Annotated in this window: 12 protein-coding genes and 1 riboswitch; of the genes, 3 read left to right on the plus strand and 9 right to left on the minus strand. The window is 71.9% G+C overall.

Going from position 1 to position 16,143, the window contains the following annotated elements; translation table 11 throughout:
- Positions 1-100 precede the first annotated feature (100 nt).
- A riboswitch (glycine riboswitch) is annotated at positions 101-208 on the plus strand.
- Positions 209-272: 64 nt separating this feature from the next.
- Together gcvP and K4G59_RS16880 are read left to right on the plus strand one after the other, a co-directional pair.
- On the plus strand, positions 273-3,134 hold the full coding sequence (gene gcvP / locus K4G59_RS16875; RefSeq protein ID WP_308189423.1) for an aminomethyl-transferring glycine dehydrogenase: 2,862 nt from the start codon (positions 273-275) through the stop codon (positions 3,132-3,134).
- A gap of 35 nt (positions 3,135-3,169) precedes the next feature.
- Entirely contained in the window at positions 3,170-4,459 is a 1,290-nt protein-coding gene (locus tag K4G59_RS16880) for a serine hydrolase domain-containing protein (protein WP_231252225.1), read from the plus strand.
- A 14-nt stretch (positions 4,460-4,473) separates the two neighbouring features.
- Here the strand turns inward: K4G59_RS16880 and K4G59_RS16885 are convergent, their stop codons facing one another.
- From K4G59_RS16885 to K4G59_RS16905, 5 genes are read right to left on the minus strand one after another with little or no spacing between them, the layout of a single operon-like run.
- Positions 4,474-5,862, minus strand: coding sequence for a metallopeptidase TldD-related protein (locus tag K4G59_RS16885; protein ID WP_231252226.1), 1,389 nt, complete (start codon positions 5,860-5,862; stop codon positions 4,474-4,476).
- On the minus strand, positions 5,862-7,382 hold the full coding sequence (locus tag K4G59_RS16890) for a TldD/PmbA family protein (RefSeq protein ID WP_231252227.1): 1,521 nt from the start codon (positions 7,380-7,382) through the stop codon (positions 5,862-5,864). Before K4G59_RS16890 ends, K4G59_RS16885 begins: the two co-directional genes overlap by 1 nt.
- Positions 7,383-7,424: 42 nt before the next feature.
- Positions 7,425-10,415 carry an AAA family ATPase gene (locus K4G59_RS16895; RefSeq protein ID WP_231252228.1) on the minus strand — a complete coding sequence of 997 codons (2,991 nt, stop codon included), beginning with the start codon at positions 10,413-10,415 and terminating at the stop codon, positions 7,425-7,427.
- Positions 10,412-11,602 carry an exonuclease SbcCD subunit D gene (locus tag K4G59_RS16900; protein ID WP_231252229.1) on the minus strand — a complete coding sequence of 397 codons (1,191 nt, stop codon included), beginning with the start codon at positions 11,600-11,602 and terminating at the stop codon, positions 10,412-10,414. Before K4G59_RS16900 ends, K4G59_RS16895 begins: the two co-directional genes overlap by 4 nt.
- A gap of 56 nt (positions 11,603-11,658) precedes the next feature.
- On the minus strand, positions 11,659-12,483 hold the full coding sequence (locus K4G59_RS16905; RefSeq protein ID WP_231252230.1) for a formate dehydrogenase accessory sulfurtransferase FdhD: 825 nt from the start codon (positions 12,481-12,483) through the stop codon (positions 11,659-11,661).
- A 367-nt stretch (positions 12,484-12,850) separates the two neighbouring features.
- Between K4G59_RS16905 and K4G59_RS16910 the strand changes: the two genes are divergently transcribed.
- Positions 12,851-13,303 (plus strand): OsmC family protein, encoded by a 453-nt coding sequence (locus K4G59_RS16910; RefSeq protein WP_231252231.1) that lies wholly within the window; start codon positions 12,851-12,853, stop codon positions 13,301-13,303.
- On the opposite strand, the gene K4G59_RS16915 is transcribed toward K4G59_RS16910, so the two are convergent.
- The 4 genes from K4G59_RS16915 to K4G59_RS16930 all read right to left on the minus strand — a co-directional run bounded on the left by K4G59_RS16915 (position 13,290) and on the right by K4G59_RS16930 (position 16,119).
- Positions 13,290-14,006, minus strand: a complete 717-nt coding sequence (locus K4G59_RS16915) for a peptidylprolyl isomerase (RefSeq protein WP_231252232.1) — start codon at positions 14,004-14,006, stop codon at positions 13,290-13,292. The genes K4G59_RS16910 and K4G59_RS16915 overlap by 14 nt on opposite strands.
- Before the next feature lie 26 nt (positions 14,007-14,032).
- Positions 14,033-14,872: an aldo/keto reductase gene (locus tag K4G59_RS16920; protein WP_231252233.1), complete on the minus strand. Its 840-nt coding sequence runs from the start codon at positions 14,870-14,872 to the stop codon at positions 14,033-14,035.
- Positions 14,873-15,169: 297 nt separating this feature from the next.
- The gene (locus K4G59_RS16925; protein ID WP_231252234.1) at positions 15,170-15,685 is read right to left on the minus strand and encodes a hypothetical protein; all 516 of its coding nucleotides are present in this window, start codon (positions 15,683-15,685) and stop codon (positions 15,170-15,172) included.
- Positions 15,686-15,738: 53 nt separating this feature from the next.
- On the minus strand, positions 15,739-16,119 hold the full coding sequence (locus K4G59_RS16930) for a hypothetical protein (RefSeq protein WP_231252235.1): 381 nt from the start codon (positions 16,117-16,119) through the stop codon (positions 15,739-15,741).
- Positions 16,120-16,143: the final 24 nt, after the last annotated feature.

Below are 16,143 nucleotides of genomic sequence, written 5' to 3' on the forward strand. Positions count from 1 at the left end.
ACCCTCCGACGAGGCCGCCCGGACGTCCGGGCGGCCTCGCCCATTTAGCCCACCTTCGGCATGGGTCTGTCGGCGGACCGGGTTAGACTGCTGCTCGCCGACATCCCGTGCGGGAGAGTCACCACGGCCGGTCCACGGACCGGCCGGTGTGCGCCGAAGGGGCAATTCCTCCCCGGAACCTCTCAGGCACCCGGACCGCACGGGTTGGCACTCTGGAGGCCACCGGGCCGACAGAGGGGGAGGCCCCACTGAAGCGACCTCAGGGAGCCCCCGTGCCGGACGCCACCCCCACCACCAGCGACGCGACCTCCCTCGGTGAGTTCGTCGCCCGCCACATCGGCCCCGACGACACGGGAGTCGCGCACATGCTCGAGGCCGTCGGCCACGACTCGCTCGAGGCGCTGATGACGTCCGCGGTCCCCGGTGGCATCCGCACCGCCGCGTCGCTCGACCTGCCGGCCCCCCTCGACGAGGAGGCGACGGCACGGGCGTTGCGCACCCTCGCCTCGCAGAACCGCCCTGCCGAGGCCATGATCGGCCTGGGCTACCACGCGACGATCACCCCGGCGGTGATCCGACGCAACGTGCTCGAGGACCCGTCCTGGTACACCGCCTACACGCCCTACCAGCCCGAGATCTCCCAGGGGCGCCTCGAGGCCCTGCTGAACTTCCAGACCGTGGTCGCGGACCTCACCGGGCTGCCGACGGCGAACGCCTCGTTGCTCGACGAGGGCACTGCCGCGGCCGAGGCCATGACCCTCGTACGCCGTGCGCAGCGCAATGCCACCGGCCCCTTCGTCGTGGACGCCGACGCCCTCCCGCAGACCATCGACGTCGTGCGCACCCGCGCGGAGGGGATGGGCATCGAGGTCGTCGTCACCGACCTCGCAGGCGGCCTGCCCGAGGGCCCGGTCAGCGGTGTCCTGGTCCAGTACCCCGGTGCGTCCGGCGCGGTCGTGGATCCCCGACCGGTGATCGACGCGGTGCACGAGCGTGGCGGGCTGGCCGTGGTGGCGGCCGACATCTTGTCGCTGGCCCTGCTCGAGGCGCCCGGGACCATGGGAGCGGACGTCGTGGTGGGCTCGTCGCAGCGCTTCGGCGTGCCCCTCTTCTACGGCGGGCCGCACGCAGGGTTCATGTCGGTCTCTGTGGGTCTGGAGCGCCACCTGCCCGGGCGCCTGGTCGGCGTCTCGGTCGACGCGGAGGGCCGTCGCGCCTACCGCCTGGCCCTCCAGACGCGCGAGCAGCACATCCGTCGCGACAAGGCCACCTCCAACATCTGCACCGCCCAGGTGCTGCTCGCCGTCGTGGCGTCGATGTACGCCGTCTACCACGGGCCCGACGGGCTGCGCCGGATCGCGCAGCGCACCCACGCCCACGCCGACCGGATCGCCGGAGCCCTGCGCGCGGACGGCGTCGAGATCGTCAACGACACGTGGTTCGACACGCTCACCGTGGCCGTGCCCGGTCGGGCCGACGAGGTCGTGGCGGCGGCTCGCACCGTGGGCCTGCACCTGCGGCTGATCGACGCCGACCATGTCGGTGTCTCGACCTCGGAGCGCACCAGCCCCTCGACGGTGGCCGCCGTCCTGCGCGCCTTCGGTGTCGCGGCGAACGGCGACGAGACGGCCGAGGGCCTGCCGGCCGACCTGCACCGCACCACCGAGTTCCTCACCCACGAGGTCTTCAACTCCCACCACAGCGAGACGCAGATGCTGCGCTACCTCGCCCGGCTCTCGGGCCGCGACTACGCCCTGGACCGCGGCATGATCCCGCTGGGCTCGTGCACCATGAAGCTCAACGCGACGACCGAGATGGAGCCGGTGAGCCTGCCCGGCTTCGCGGACCTGCACCCCTTCGCCCCGGCGCAGGACGCCACCGGCTACCGCGAGCTCGTCGACGACGTCGAGGGCTGGCTCGCCGAGGTCACCGGCTACGACAAGGTCTCGGTGCAGCCCAACGCGGGCTCGCAGGGCGAGCTGGCGGGCCTGCTCGCGATCCGCGGCTACCACCTCGCCAACGGCGACGCCGGTCGTGACATCTGCCTGATCCCGTCGTCGGCGCACGGCACCAACGCCGCGTCGGCGGTGATGGCCGGGATGAAGGTCGTGGTCGTGAAGGCCTCCGACGACGGTTCGGTCGACCTCGACGACCTGCTCGCCAAGTGCGAGCTGCACGCCGACACGCTCGCCGCGATCATGGTCACCTACCCCTCGACCCACGGGGCCTACGAGGACTCCATCACCGACCTGTGCAAGATCGTGCACGACCACGGGGGCCAGGTCTACGTCGACGGCGCCAACCTCAACGCTCTGCTCGGCTACGCACGTCCCGGTGAGTTCGGTGGCGACGTGTCGCACCTCAACCTCCACAAGACCTTCTGCATCCCGCACGGCGGCGGCGGTCCCGGCGTCGGCCCCGTCGCCGTACGCGCCCATCTCGCGCCCTACCTGCCCTCACACGCGTGGCACCCCGAGGCGGCCAAGCGCGCGGGCATCGGCCCCATCAGCGCAGCGCCCTACGGCTCGGCCGGCATCCTGCCGATCAGCTGGGCCTACATCCGGATGATGGGCGCCGAGGGCCTGACCCGCGCGACGGCCGTGGCCGTGCTCTCGGCCAACTACATCGCCCACCGGCTGAACGACCACTTCCCGGTGCTCTACCGCGGGCACGGCGACCTCGTGGCGCACGAGTGCATCCTCGACCTGCGCGGCATCACCAAGGCCAGCGGCGTCACGGTGGACGACGTGGCCAAGCGCCTGGTCGACTACGGCTTCCACGCCCCGACCATGTCGTTCCCTGTCGCCGGGACGCTGATGGTGGAGCCGACCGAGTCCGAGGACCTGGCCGAGATCGACCGGTTCTGCGACGCGATGATCGCCATCCGTGGAGAGATCGCGCGGGTCGAGGCGGGGGAGTGGACGCCGGAGGACTCCCCGCTGCGCCACGCCCCCCACACCGCCCGCGCCCTCGTCGGGGAGTGGGACCGCAGCTACTCGCGCGAGGTCGCGGTCTTCCCGCAGGGCATCGACCCCGACAAGTACTGGCCGCCCGTCGCCCGCATCGACCAGGCCTACGGCGACCGCAACCTGGTCTGCGCGTGCCCGCCGCCGGAGGCGTTCGCGCAGGACTGAGCCGCGGGCGAGGCCCACGTCGTAGGGTCGGCCGCGTGAGCGATCAACGGCAGCGCCTCCTCGACGTCGCGCAGGCCGAGGGCCGGCTGACCTCCGTGGTGGGTGCGGTCTTCGACCGCTACGGCGCGGTGTGGGCCGGCGGCGCCGGTGACGCGCCCGGCCTCGACGGGCAGTACCGGATCGGTTCCATCACCAAGACGATGACGGCCGTCCTGGTCCTGCAGGCGCGTGACGCCGGACTGCTGGACCTCGACGACCGGCTCGGCGACCACCTCGGTGACGTCGGCTACGGCGAGGTGAGCATCCGGGACGTCCTGGCGCACACCTCCGGCATGCAGAGCGAGCCCCGGGGGCCGTGGTGGGAGCGCACCCGCGGGAGCGACTTCGGCGCACTCGCCGCAGCCAACCGCGGCGACGGGAGGGTCGCAGGCACGGGTGAGTGGTTCCACTACTCCAACCTCGGCTACGGCCTGCTCGGCGAGGTGGTCGCCCGCCGCCTCGGCGCCCCGTGGCGGGTCCTCGTCGCGGAACGGCTCCTGCGGCCGCTGGCCATGCGCGCCACGTCGTACCTCCCGCGTCCGGGCGCGCAGCCGGGCTGGAGCGTCGACCACTTCACCGGCATCCGCGTCCACGAACCGTTGACCGACACCGGCGCGATGGCGCCGGCCGGCCAGCTGTGGTCGACCCTGGCCGACCTCGTCACCTGGGGCCAGCTGCTGGGCGGTGCGCGCCCTGACGTCCTCGCCGACGCGTCGCTGGCCGAGATGCAGCGGCCGGTGACCGACGACTACGGGCTCGGACTGATGCTCGGGCTGCACCCCGGCGGACGTCTGGTGGGCCACAACGGCTCGATGCCGGGTTTCATGGCTGCACTGCACGTCGACCCCGACAGCGGCATCGGCGCGGTCGTGCTGACCAACGCCACGACGGGCATCGACCCGCGGGAGCTCGCCGTGTCGCTCATCGAGGGCGATCCCGACGCCGACGAAGCCCGACCGGCACCCTGGCGTCCCACGCGTTCACTGCCGGGTGCGGTGCAGGGCGTGCCGGGGGTGTGGTTCTGGGGCAACACGGCGTACGACGTGCGCTGGCACAACGACGGCCTCGAGCTCCGGGCCATGGCGCGCGGCAACGTCGTCACGGACCGCTTCGCGGTCGTCGACGGCACGCTCGTCGGCGTGAGGGGCTACCACCGCGGCGAGCGGCTCGACGTCGTACGCCGTCCGGACGGCACGATCCGCAACCTCGAGTGCGCGACCTTCGTCTACACCCGGGTGCCCTACGACCCCGAGGTGGAGATCCCCGGCGGCCACCCGCGTCGGTAGACCCCGACACGTGCTCAGACGCCCTGCGACACGCTCGACATGTTGAAGTCCGGGATGCGCAGGGCCGGGGTGGCGGTGCGTGAGAAGTAGTCGTCGCCCCACTCGCGGCTGAAGCTCGGCACGGTCTCGGTGGCCGCGCTGAAGCGGTTGAGCAGGTCGACCGGGCTCTCGTTCCAGCGGAAGTTGTTGGCGGCGCCGATGATCTCGCCGTCCTCGACGACGTAGACCCCGTCGCGGGTGAGGCCGGTGAGGAGCATGGTCTGCGGGTCGACCTCACGGATGTACCACAGGCAGGTGAGCAGCAGGCCGCGTTGCACGCCCGTCACCATGTCGTCCATGCTGCCCGCACCGTCGCCGACCTCGAGGACGAGGTTGTCGATCATCGGGGTCACGGGCTGGCCCGTCATCGCGGCCGAGTGGCGGGTCTGGAGCAGGCCGGTGAGCAGCCCGTCGCGGATCCAGTCGGTGCGCTCGAGCAGCAGGCCGTTGTCGAAGACGGAGTCGGTGTTGTCGGAGGCGCCTGCGATGACGAAGGGCGCGCACTCCAGCCCGGGACGGGCGGGGTCGGAGAACAGGCTGACTCCCGGGGCTGCGACCTTGTCGCCGATGCGGGTGCCGCCACCACGGCGGCTGTAGACGGACTCGCCCTCGTGGGCCACGCGGGCGCCGGCGCCCCAGTAGGCGTCGATCATCAGGTCGGCGACCGAGGACGGCGGCAGGATCGTGTCGTAGCGCCCCGCGGGCAGGTCGATGCGGCGCTCGGCCCATCGCAGACGCTGCGCGACCGTGGCGGCCATCGCGGCAGCATCGACGTCTCGGAAGTCGCGGGTCGCCCCACCCGTCCAGGCGCTGCGGGTCAGCGAGGTGTCCTTGCCGGTGCAGGCGTAGTGGCCGGTGGGCTGCACGTGGCGCAGCCGCAGCCCCCGGGTGGAGCCGAGGTAGGTGGTGGCGACGTCGTGGTTCACGAAGCCGTAGAGCAGGCGGTCCTCCGCGCTCGCCTCGCGGAACGCCTCGCCCAGGGCGGGCGCGAAGGCGTCGTAGACGCCGATGTCGGTGGTCTCCGGCTCCAGCTCCCAGAGGGGGGAGGTCAGGTCGGAGACCAGCTCGCCGGCGTCCTCGGCGGGCGAGCCGGCTCGCGCGGCGGCGTCGGCGCCCTGCACCAGTGCGGTGACCTGGTCGGTGGTGGAGGCGCTGCCGGAGACCGAGCCGGTCGCGACGCCGCCGGTGACGGAGGCGAAGCTGATCACGGTGACCGAGACCTCGGTCATCACGCCGTTGGTGGTCAGCGTGTTGTTGGCCCAGCGCAGGTTGGCGCTGGTGACGTCGCGGACGATCGCGATGCAGTCGTCGGCGGTCGAGGTCGCGAGCGCGTGCTCGACGAGCTCCTGTGCGGTGGTCCTCATCAGTGGCCTGCCTCGTCGATGGTGTTCAGGATGTTGACGCCGCGGAAGAGCGCCGACGGGCAGCCGTGGCTCACCGCCGCCACCTGGCCGGGCTGGGCCTTGCCGCAGTTGAACGCACCGCCGAGCACCCAGGTGTCGTGCCCTCCCACGGCCTCCATCGAGCCCCAGAAGTCGGTGGTCGTGGCCTGGTAGGCGACGTCGCGGAGCATGCCGTCGAGCCGGCCGTCGGTGATCTTGTAGAACCGCTGGCCGGTGAACTGGAAGTTGAAGCGCTGCATGTCGATCGACCACGACTTGTCGCCGACGACGTAGATGCCGCGCTCGACGCGCGAGACGAGGTCGTCGGTGGCGAGGTCGTCGGTGCCGGGCATGAGCGACACGTTGGCCATCCGCTGGATCGGGATGTGGCCGGGGGAGTCGGCATAGGCGCAGCCGTTGGATCGACCGTCGTTCAGCTCGGGCTTCAGGTGCCCCATCGAGCGGTCGAGCTGGTATCCGACGAGGACGCCGTCGCGCACGATGTCCCAGGCCTGCGTCTGCACGCCCTCGTCGTCGTAGCCGACGGTGGCCAGGCCGTGCTCCTGGGTGCGGTCGCCGCGGACGTTCATCACCTCGGAGCCGTACTGCAACGTGCCGAGCTTGTCGTAGGTGGCGAACGACGTGCCGGCGTAGTTGGCCTCGTAGCCCAGCGCCCGGTCGAGCTCGGTCGCGTGGCCGATGGACTCGTGGATCGTGAGCCAGAGGTTGGACGGGTCGACCACCAGGTCGTAGGAGCCGGCCTCGACACTGGGCGCCTTGAGCTTCTCCGCGAGCAGCTCGGGGACCTCGGCCAGCTCGGAGTCCCAGTCCCAGTGGGCGCCGGAGAGGTATTCCCAGCCACGGCCGACCGGCGGGGCGATCGAGGCCATCGAGTCGAAGATGCCGGTCTCCGCGTCCTCCCCGGTGGCCTCGAACCCGGGCTGGAGGCGTACGCGCTGCTGCGTGGTGCGGGTGCCGGACAGGTCGGCGTAGTACTTGTTCTCCTGCACCTGCTGCAGGAAGGCGGTCGCGTGGGCGACCGCGCTGCTCGCGCGCAGGCGCTCGGTCCACTCGACGAGCAGATCGGCCTTGTCGCGGGTGGGGACGTCGAGCGGGTTGACGTCGTAGCCGGAGATCCAGGTGACGTCGTCGTGCACCGGCTCGGGGGCCAGCTCGACGGGGGTGGTGGTCATCGCCGCGGCCACGCGCGCCACGGCCACGGCCGTCTCGGCCAGGCGCCGCGCCTCGTCGTCGGTCAGCACCACGCCGGAGGCGAAGCCCCAGGCGCCGCCGTGGACCACCCGCACCGCGAACCCGAGGTCCTCGGCGTCGCTGGCGGTCTGGAGGTGGCCGTCGCGGGCGCCGAGGTACTGGTAGCGGTTGCGCTCGAAGCGGAAGTCCGCGTGGGTCGCACCCAGCTCCTGGGCCCTGGCCAGGGCGACGTCGCCGAGACGGCGGTGCGGCAGTTCGCTGAAGGTCGGGTCGAGCCCGGGCGCACTCATGGGAGCGAACCTATCCGAGCCACGGCCGGCGCTACGACCGGCTCAGGCCAGCTCCAGCGTCGTACGGCTGCCGGTGCGGCCTCGGTGCACGCGCAGCTGGGTGGGGATGCGGGTCTGGAGCTCGGGCACGTGGCTCACCACGCCGACCACCCGGCCCCCGTCGCGGAGCGTGTCGAGGGTGTCCATGACGTCCTCCAGCGTCTCGGAGTCGAGCGATCCGAACCCCTCGTCTACGAAGAGGGTCTCGAGGTCGGTGCCGCCGGCCTCCTCGGTGATCACGTCGGCCAGGCCGAGGGCGAGGGCGAGGGAGACCACGAAGGTCTCCCCGCCGGACAGGGTCGCGGGGTCGCGGTCGTCACCGGTCCAGTCGTCGCGCACGACCAGGCTCAGGCCGCCACGTGTCTCGCCCGCACCGCGCTGCCCGGTGTGGACGAGGGAGTAGCGCTGGTCGCTCATCGTGGACAGCCGCAGGTTGGCCGCCTCCACGACCTGGCCGAGTCGGTGGGCGAGGACGTAGGCCGACAGCCGCATCTGGAGGCGGTTGTCGGGGTGCTTGCCCTCGACCATCGCGGCCAGGTCGGTGACCAGCTCGAGATCGTCGCGCACGGGGGTCCACGCCGCGAGGGCGACCTCCACCTCGTCGGCGAGCCCGCGAAGACGACGGCCGCGGTCGCGCAGGCTCATGTCGCGGTGGCGTTCCGCGGCGGCGGCCTCCTTCGCGCGGTGATGGGCCTGGGCCAGCGCCTCCAGGTCGGGCGGGTCGGCCGCAGCGGAGCGCACGAGGTCCTCGTCGGTCAGGAGCTCGGCGACCCGGGCGGCCTCCCGCTCGTGGCGCTCGACGAGGCGTTGGAGCTCGGCCACGTCGTCGTCGGACAGCCAGGACGCGGCGGCGGCCGTCGAGGAGTCGAACCCGGCGCGCCCGGCCAGCTCGTCGGCCGCCTGCTGGGTGCTGGTGGCGGTGGCGTCCGCGCGGGAGACCTCGGCGGTGAGGTCGCCGATGCGTTGCGCCAGTGACTCCACCTGCTGGTGGAAGGTGGTCAGGGCATCGAGGTCGACGTCGTCGGCATCGGGCACGACGGCGGCGACCTGCTGTCGCAGCGCCTCGAGCCGGGAACCCAGTACTGCCGCCTCGGTGTCGTGCTGCGCGGTGGCGGCGACGAGCTCGTCGCGGGCGGCCGCGAGCGCGTCCTGCTCGGCACGCAGGGCGTCGACGCGTGCCTGGAGGGAGGGGAGGAGAGCTGCGTCGGCACGCGCCCGGTCCAGGCGTGCGAGCGCGGACTCCTCCTCGATCAACAGCTGCTCGACGGAGTCGCCCGACTCGGCCAGGGCGGCGGCGAGCTGGGACTCCAGGCCACGCACCTGCTGGGCGTGGGCCTCCACGACGACCTCGAGGTCGTCGACCTCGCGCCGGGCCTCTCGCTCGGCGGCCTCGTCGGGAGCACCGGGGGCGGGTGAAGCGAGGGAGGGGTGGTCGGCCGAGCCGCACACCGGGCAGCAGGCGCCTACGGCCAGCTTGCCGGCGATCTCGGCAGCCATGCCGTCGAGGCGCTGCTCGCGGATCTCCACGAGCGTCTCGCGGGCGAGGAGTCGGGTCTGCGCGGCCTCTGCGAGAGCGACCTCCGCCGTGACGAGCTGGGCGCCGATCGCCTCCGCAGAGCGAGCGGCGCGCAGCCGGACGCGGAGCACCTCGAGGTCGCGGGAGAGGGCCTCGGCCGTGACCACCGAGTCCTGGGCGGCGCCCAGCGGCACGAGCGCCTGCTCGAGCGCGGCGGGAACCTCGTCGGCACGCTCCTGCAGCTGTCGCAGTCGGGCCGCGGACTCCTCGCGCACCCGCTCCACCCGGGCCAGCTGTCGGGCGACGTCCACGGCCTGGCGCTGGAGGGGACGGACCCGGGCGATGTCGGTCAGGGCCCGGGTCGCGGCACGCCGGTGGTCCGCCACCTGCTGGTCGTCGAGGGACTCCTGCTCCAGCAGCTCGCGCAGGCGTCCACGAGCCTCAGCGGTCTGCTGCTCGAGGTCGTCGACGTCTCGGCGAGCCTGGATCGCGAGGTCGTGGAGCGGGCGGACCGCGCCGGCGCGCTGTGCCTTGTCGACGCGTCGCCGGCGACTCGCGTGCTCCGGCTCGGCGGCCTCCACGGCGGCGTGGGCGCGGCGGGCGGCGGCGTACGTCGCGCGGAGTCCCGCCAGCTCGATCCCGGCAGCCGACGCCTCGGACGCGGCCACCTCCTCCGCAGAGGCGTTCTCGACGGCGATCGCCTGCTCCACCGATGCGGTGACCGCGGCCTCGCTCAGCCCCCGCAGCCAGTCCTGGAGTGCGGTGGGATCGGCGGACCAGTCGTCCGGAGCCTGGTCGTCGGCGACCTCGCTCACCCGGCTGACGAGGTCCGCGACCGCGCGGTGGTGCGCGTCGCCCGTGCGGCGCAGCTCGATCCGCCGGTCGCGCAGCCAGCGCTCGGTGCGGTCGAAGCGGCCCGTCTGGAACACCTGCTGCAGGAGGGCGTGGCGCTCCTCCGAGCGCGCCCGCAGGAAGGCCTGGAACCTGCCCTGCGGCAGGAGGGCGACCTGGCAGAACTGGGGGAGGGTCATGCCGACGAGGCGGGTCACGAGGTGCCCGGTCTCGTCGAGGCGGGTGCTGAGCGGGTGCCAGGCATCGGCGCCGTCGTCGTCTGCCCGGCGCTCGGAGATGACGACGCGGGCCTGCTCGGTGGTGGTGCCCTGGCCGCGGCGCTTGGGGCGCGTCCAGGCGGGGGAGCGCTCGATCCGGAACCGTCGACCCGACATCGTCGCCTCGAGCACGACCCGCGGAGCGACGTCGGCGGCGGCGTGGTCGGAGCGCAGCCGCTTGGCGACGGCGCGGTCGCCGGGCACGTCGCCGTAGAGGGCGAAGCAGACGGCGTCGAGGATGCTGGACTTGCCGGCGCCCGTGGGACCGCTCAGCAGGAACAGCCCAGCGTCCGAGAGCGCGTCGAAGTCGACGCGGGACGCCTCGGCGAACGGGCCGAACGCGACCACCTCGAGGTGGTGCAGCCTCATGCGGACCTACCTCCGTCGTTGTCGCTGCCGAGGCTCGCACCGACGAGGACGTCGAGCTCGGGGTCGTGGCAGCAGGCGTCGAAGGCGTCCTGGAGCAGCGCGGACTCAGCGGGGGTGGCCTCCACGCCGCGCACGTGGCGGACGAAGTCGAGCGCGATGGCGTGGTCACTGGTGCCGGGGGCCGGACGTCCGGGGGCCTGCACGTCGGTCACCGGGGCGGGGAACTGCAGCACGAGCGTGCGCGGGAAGCGTCGTCGCAGCTGCTCCATCGCGCGAGCAGGGCGCGGCACGTCGGTGAGGGTGGCCTGGACCCAGTCCTGCTCGCGGTCGGCGAGCGACCGGTCCGTGAGCAGGTCGGCGAGCGAGCCGCTGATGCGCGAGAGCCGACGCGGGACGGGCGCGTCGATCCACCGCGCGGAGGCGAATCCCTTGGCGTTGAGCTCGACCAACCAGCTGCCCTTGACCTGGTCGGCCTCGGAGAAGGAGTAGGCCAGCGGCGAGCCGGAGTAGCGCAGTGCGTCGGACAGCACGTGGGGGCCGTGCAGGTGGCCCAGCGCGGTGTAGTCGATGCCGTCGAAGGTGCTGGTCGCGACCCGTGAGACCCCGCCCACGCTGATGTCGCGCTCGGACTCCGACGGGGTGGCGCCGGCCACGAACGCGTGGGCCAGCACCACCGAGCGGGTCTTCGTGCGCGCGGCCAGGTCGCGGCGTACGCGGGTCATCGCCTCGGACAGCGCCGCCTCGTGGCTGCGGTGGCCCAGCGACCACGGCTCGAGGAGGGCGGACGGGTCGAGGAAGGGGATCGCGTGGATCGCGACGTCGCCGTGGCGGTCCTTGAGCACGACGGGGCTGCCGACCGAGGCGGCGCTGGTGCGGACGAAGACGCCCGCGGCGTCCATCAGGCGGGAGCCGAAGCCGAGGCGCTGGGCGCTGTCGTGGTTGCCGCTGCTGACCACGACCTTGGCACGCGACGCGGCGAGACGGGCGAACGTCTCGTCCGCGAGCGCGACGGCGTCGACGTGGGGGAGAGCGCGGTCGTAGACGTCGCCCGAGACCACCACGACGTCGACCTTCTCCGCCTCGACGACCTCGAGCAGGTGGTCGACGAACGCACCCTGGTGCCCGAGGAGGTCCTCGCGGTGGAAGGACCTCCCGAGGTGCCAGTCGGAGGTGTGGAGGATGCGCACGTGACGACCGTAGGACGCCGCACCGACAGCGGTGGGCCACCACGCCGCGAGGGCGCTCAGCAGTAGCGGACGGAGCGCCCCGGGGAGGTGAATCCCCACAGGTCGATGCCGGCGTTTTCGGCGAGGCGGGCCGCCAGGCTGGTGGGCGCCCCGACGGCGACGATGGAGCCGACGCCGCTGGCGGCGGCCTTCTGGACCAGCTCGAAGCCGACCCGTCCGCTGAGCACGAGGCACGCGGCGGCCGCCGGCTCACCGGCCAGCACGCGGGCGCCCACGACCTTGTCGACCGCGTTGTGGCGCCCCACGTCCTCGCGCACGACCAGCAGCGTGCCGTCGGCATCGGCGAGCCCCGCGGCGTGCACCCCGCCGGTGCGCTCGAAGAGGGTCTGGCGCTCACGCAGCGCGTCGGGCAGACGTCGTACGACGTCAGCGTGTGGGCGCGGTCCCGCCCACGGCGCCGCCGTCCGGGCGGTGAGCGCGTCCTCGACGCTGTCCTTGCCGCAGACCCCGCAGGCCGATGATCCGGCGGAGGCGGAGACGTGCCGGTGGGGGAGGTCCGCAGCATCGGTCAGCGTCACGGTGACGACGTTGAACTCCTGCTCGGGAGCCAGGTCGGTGTCGGTGCAGTAGGCCACCTGCGTGAGCGCGGCGGGGTCGGCCACCCCCTCGTGCACCAGCCACCCGGCGGCGAGCTCGAAGTCGTGGCCAGGGGTGCGCATCGTGACCCAGGCACGCCGCGGCGGGAGCGCCCCGGCGCGGACGCGGATCTCCAGCGGCTCCTCGGTGATGAGTCGGTCCTCTCGGGGGACCTCACGCTCGGGGAAGTGCTCCACGACCCGGGTCCGGACCGAGGGACCGGGACGTCTGACGCGCTCGCTCACCACCCGTCGACCCTAACCGCAGGGCGGTCGCGACCAGGCGTCGGCAGGTGGTCGAGATCACCCCGTCCGCGATGCAGGGGAGGACCGACGGGGTCACTAGCATGTAAGAGTCGCGATCGCGCGACCACATCTTACATTCACTGCTCATCACGTGGAGGGCCGGATGCCCTCGGAAGGACAGATCTCCATGATCTCGCAGCTGCACCTCGCCCTGAGCCTCGTCGATGCACGGGCCCACTCGGTCGAGGACCAAGCCCTCCTGCGGAGCGTGGAGATCGCCCGACGTGAGGAGCGCCGCGCTCGTCGCGCAGGGCGTCGCGCCCCACGCTGACCCCGCGCCAGAACCCCCTCTGGCAGGGTGTCCTGCATGACGGACGAGACCCTGCGCAGCGTCGACATCACCCGCATCGGCCCGGCCCGCTTCAAGGCCACCAACGCCCGTGGTGGGGAGACCTTCTTCGGCACCGGGGGAGACGACCCCGACTTCACGCCGGTCGAGCTCCTCCTGGCCGCGATCGCCGGATGCAGCGCGCTCGATGTCGAGGCGATCACGCACAAGCGCACGACCAGCACCCGCTTCGACGTACGAGCCGAGGGCGAGAAGGTGCGCGACGAGCACGGCAACCACCTGACCGGGCTGCGGGTGTCCTTCGAGGTGGAGTTCCCCGAAGGACCCGACGGCGACGCTGCACGCGACCGGGTGCAGTCGGCCATCGCGATGTCGCGCGACCGCTTGTGCACGGTCTCGCGGACCGTGCAGCTGGGCGAGGACGTCGTCTACGACGACCTGGCCCCGGAGGAGCCCGTCAGCCGACCGTGACCGACTCGATCGTGACGTCCTCGTTGGGGGCGCCGCCACCCGCGGGGTTGGCGTTGTCGTTGCCCACCGCGGCGATCTCGTCGAGCACCTCGAGGCCCGCGGCGTCGATCGTGCCGAACACGTTGTAGCTCGGCGGGAACTGCGAGTCGCGGAAGACGAGGAAGAACTGCGAGCCGTTGGTGTCGGGCCCGGCGTTGGCCATGGCCAGGGTGCCGGCGGGGTAGGCCTCGTCGCCGGTCAGCTCGTCGGCGAAGGAGTAGCCCGCGCCGCCCGCTCCGGTGCCGGTCGGGTCACCGCACTGGAGGATGCCGAAGCCCTCCATGTCGCCGATGCGCGGGCACGGGGTGTCGTCGTAGAACCCCTGCTCGGCCAGTGAGACGAACGAGTTGACCGTGCACGGCGCGCTTTCGGCGTCGAGGGTGAGGCCGATGTCGCCGAAGTTGGTCGTGATGGTCGCAGCGACCGTGCCCTCGGCCTGCGCGTCGGCGTCCGGCGCCTCGACCTCGCGGGCGGCCTCGCGGCCGTCCTCGGGGTACTCGCACGTGGCCGTCTCGCCGGAGGCCGTGCTCTCCGAGGACGACTCCGAGCTGCCGGCGGGGTCCGACGCGGTGTCGTCGCCGCTGTCACCGCACCCGGCGAGGACGAGGACGGACAGGCACGCCAGGACGGCGGCAGGACGCTTCAGTGCGGGTCGCTTCGACATGCGGGCGATCGTAGGCGAGCCGCGCCTCACATCTCCTCGTGGGTGTCGGGGTCGCCGCCGAACAGGCGCCCGTCGTCCTCGCCGAGGGCGGTGATGGCCGCCATCTCGCCGTCGGAGAGCTCGAAGCCGAAGACGTCGAGGTTCTGCGCCTGGCGTCCCGCGTCGGCCGACTTGGGGATCGGCACGGATCCGAGCTGGACGTGCCAGCGCAGGATGACCTGGCCGGGGGAGACGTCGTGGGCGCGCGCCGCGGAGGTGACGGCGTCCTCGTCGAGCGGGGCACGACGCTTGCCCATCGGGCTCCACGCCTCGGTACGGATGCCGAGGCGCTCGTGCACCTCGCGCATCCGGTCCTGCGGGAAGCGCGGGTGCAGCTCGACCTGGTTGACCGCGGGCGTGACGCCGGTGTCGTCGATGATGCGGGCGAGGTGATCCTCGGTGAAGTTCGAGACACCGATGGAGCGGACCAGTCCGTCCTTCTGCAGCTGCACGAGCGCGCGCCATGCCTCGACGTACTTCCCCTGGCTGGGGTTGGGCCAGTGGATGAGGTGCAGGTCGGTGTGCTCGAGGCCGAGACGCTCCAGCGAGCCGCGCACCGAGGCGATGGCGTCGTCGTAGCCGTGGTGGCGGCCGGGGATCTTGCTGGCCACGAGCACCTCGTCGCGAGCGAGCCCGGAGCGACGCAGCGCCTCGCCGACCTCGAACTCGTTCTCGTAGTTCACCGCGGTGTCGAGCAGCCGGTAGCCGGCTTCCAGTGCGCTGAGGATCGCGCCGGTGCCGGCCTCGCCGCGCAGCGGGTACGTGCCGAAGCCGATCGCCGGGATCGGGGTGCCGTCGTTCAGGGCGTACGTCGGGATGTCAGCCATGCGTCCAACCGTAGGGGACGTCCGACACCGGTGTAGTTCGTGGCCGCTGGCGGGGAGGGCCCGACCCCCTCTATCTGACATAATGTCAGTTATCGGCGAACCGGGTGGAGTCCAGCCCACAGGGGCATATACGGCCAGATGCAGGTGCGGAGTCCCTCGTCTCTGCCACTCCACCACCCAGTGCCACCGGCTAGTCCAGCACGCAACTCCGTCGCTTGCGGGACGCCCCCGCCGGGAACGCTCTCGTGCTTGATGCGGAACGATCGACCCGCAGCCCCGAGAGACATGTCAGCTGCGTCAGGACTCCGAGCCGAACCAGTCATCCGAGTCCGGTACAAGCGCTGCCCACAGCGACCTCAACTCAGTCCACGCGACCTGGGACTGCCACGACAGCCACGCAAGTTCCTGGGAGGTGTACGTCAGTCGCTTCACGGAGCCCCTGTTGACAGTCGTGATGCGGAAGTGCCCATCGACACGCTCAACGAAGCCATGTGCCAACGCGTTGCGCAACTTGTTCACTCGTGCCAGAACTTCCGGGAGGAAGGGCCACCGATCCATCAGGTCAGCGTCCAAGACCGTGGTCAGCAGCGCGATGCGGTCCTGCATGGAGACTCGACTGAAGACTCGCTCCGCCAGCACGTCGGCAGCCTCTTGGTCGCGGGCGTAGCGCATGGCCAGAACGTCGTTCAGGGCTGCGTCGAGAGCGACGAAACGCTCTAGGACCACCGTGCGGACGACATGGCGAGCGACGTCGCTGGTGTCGAACTCGTGCAGCCCAGCGAAGTACTGCTCTAGGTCAGTCGGCTCTTGCACGCGGGCGACAGTACGCGGGGGAAGCCGCGGCAGTTGTTGAAACCTCCCCCGTGCTACTGGTCGGGGGCGGTGCCAGGTCGATGCGACTCCGGACCGTGGATCGACTGGTCGGTGCGACTTCCTTCCTTCTCCCAAGTCACCTCTCCGGTTTCTAAGGAGTACCACCGCTGCCAGTACCGCCCTGACCGCTGGTCTATGACGATCACCTTGCGCTCTTCACGACCACGATCGTGGTTCCACTCAATCCGCATCGTGACATCGAGCTGGGTGCCTGCTGCCCGATCGCCTGCACGAAGCCGCATGGTGATCGGATTCCGTTCATCCCCGACGCGCACAGTCGCTGACTGCCTGACCTTCTCGGCAGGTAGGCACTCATCACAGATCAGCAGACGCGTTGAACCACCGCAGATCGCACAGGGAACGTTGGCGAGCACACCACGAATCGTGTCACGGAGGAC

Source organism: Nocardioides furvisabuli, from assembly GCF_021083185.1.
GTDB lineage: Bacteria > Actinomycetota > Actinomycetes > Propionibacteriales > Nocardioidaceae > Nocardioides > Nocardioides furvisabuli.

Bases quoted from the DNA above. Each gene is read 5' to 3' on its own strand.
- K4G59_RS16915 (WP_231252232.1), bottom strand. From the start codon at position 14,006: ATGTCGAAGCGACCCGCACTGAAGCGTCCTGCCGCCGTCCTGGCGTGC.
- K4G59_RS16920 (WP_231252233.1), bottom strand. From the start codon at position 14,872: ATGGCTGACATCCCGACGTACGCCCTGAACGACGGCACCCCGATCCCG.
- K4G59_RS16895 (WP_231252228.1), bottom strand. From the start codon at position 10,415: ATGAGGCTGCACCACCTCGAGGTGGTCGCGTTCGGCCCGTTCGCCGAG.
- K4G59_RS16890 (WP_231252227.1), bottom strand. From the start codon at position 7,382: ATGAGTGCGCCCGGGCTCGACCCGACCTTCAGCGAACTGCCGCACCGC.
- K4G59_RS16910 (WP_231252231.1), top strand. From the start codon at position 12,851: ATGACGGACGAGACCCTGCGCAGCGTCGACATCACCCGCATCGGCCCG.
- K4G59_RS16885 (WP_231252226.1), bottom strand. From the start codon at position 5,862: ATGAGGACCACCGCACAGGAGCTCGTCGAGCACGCGCTCGCGACCTCG.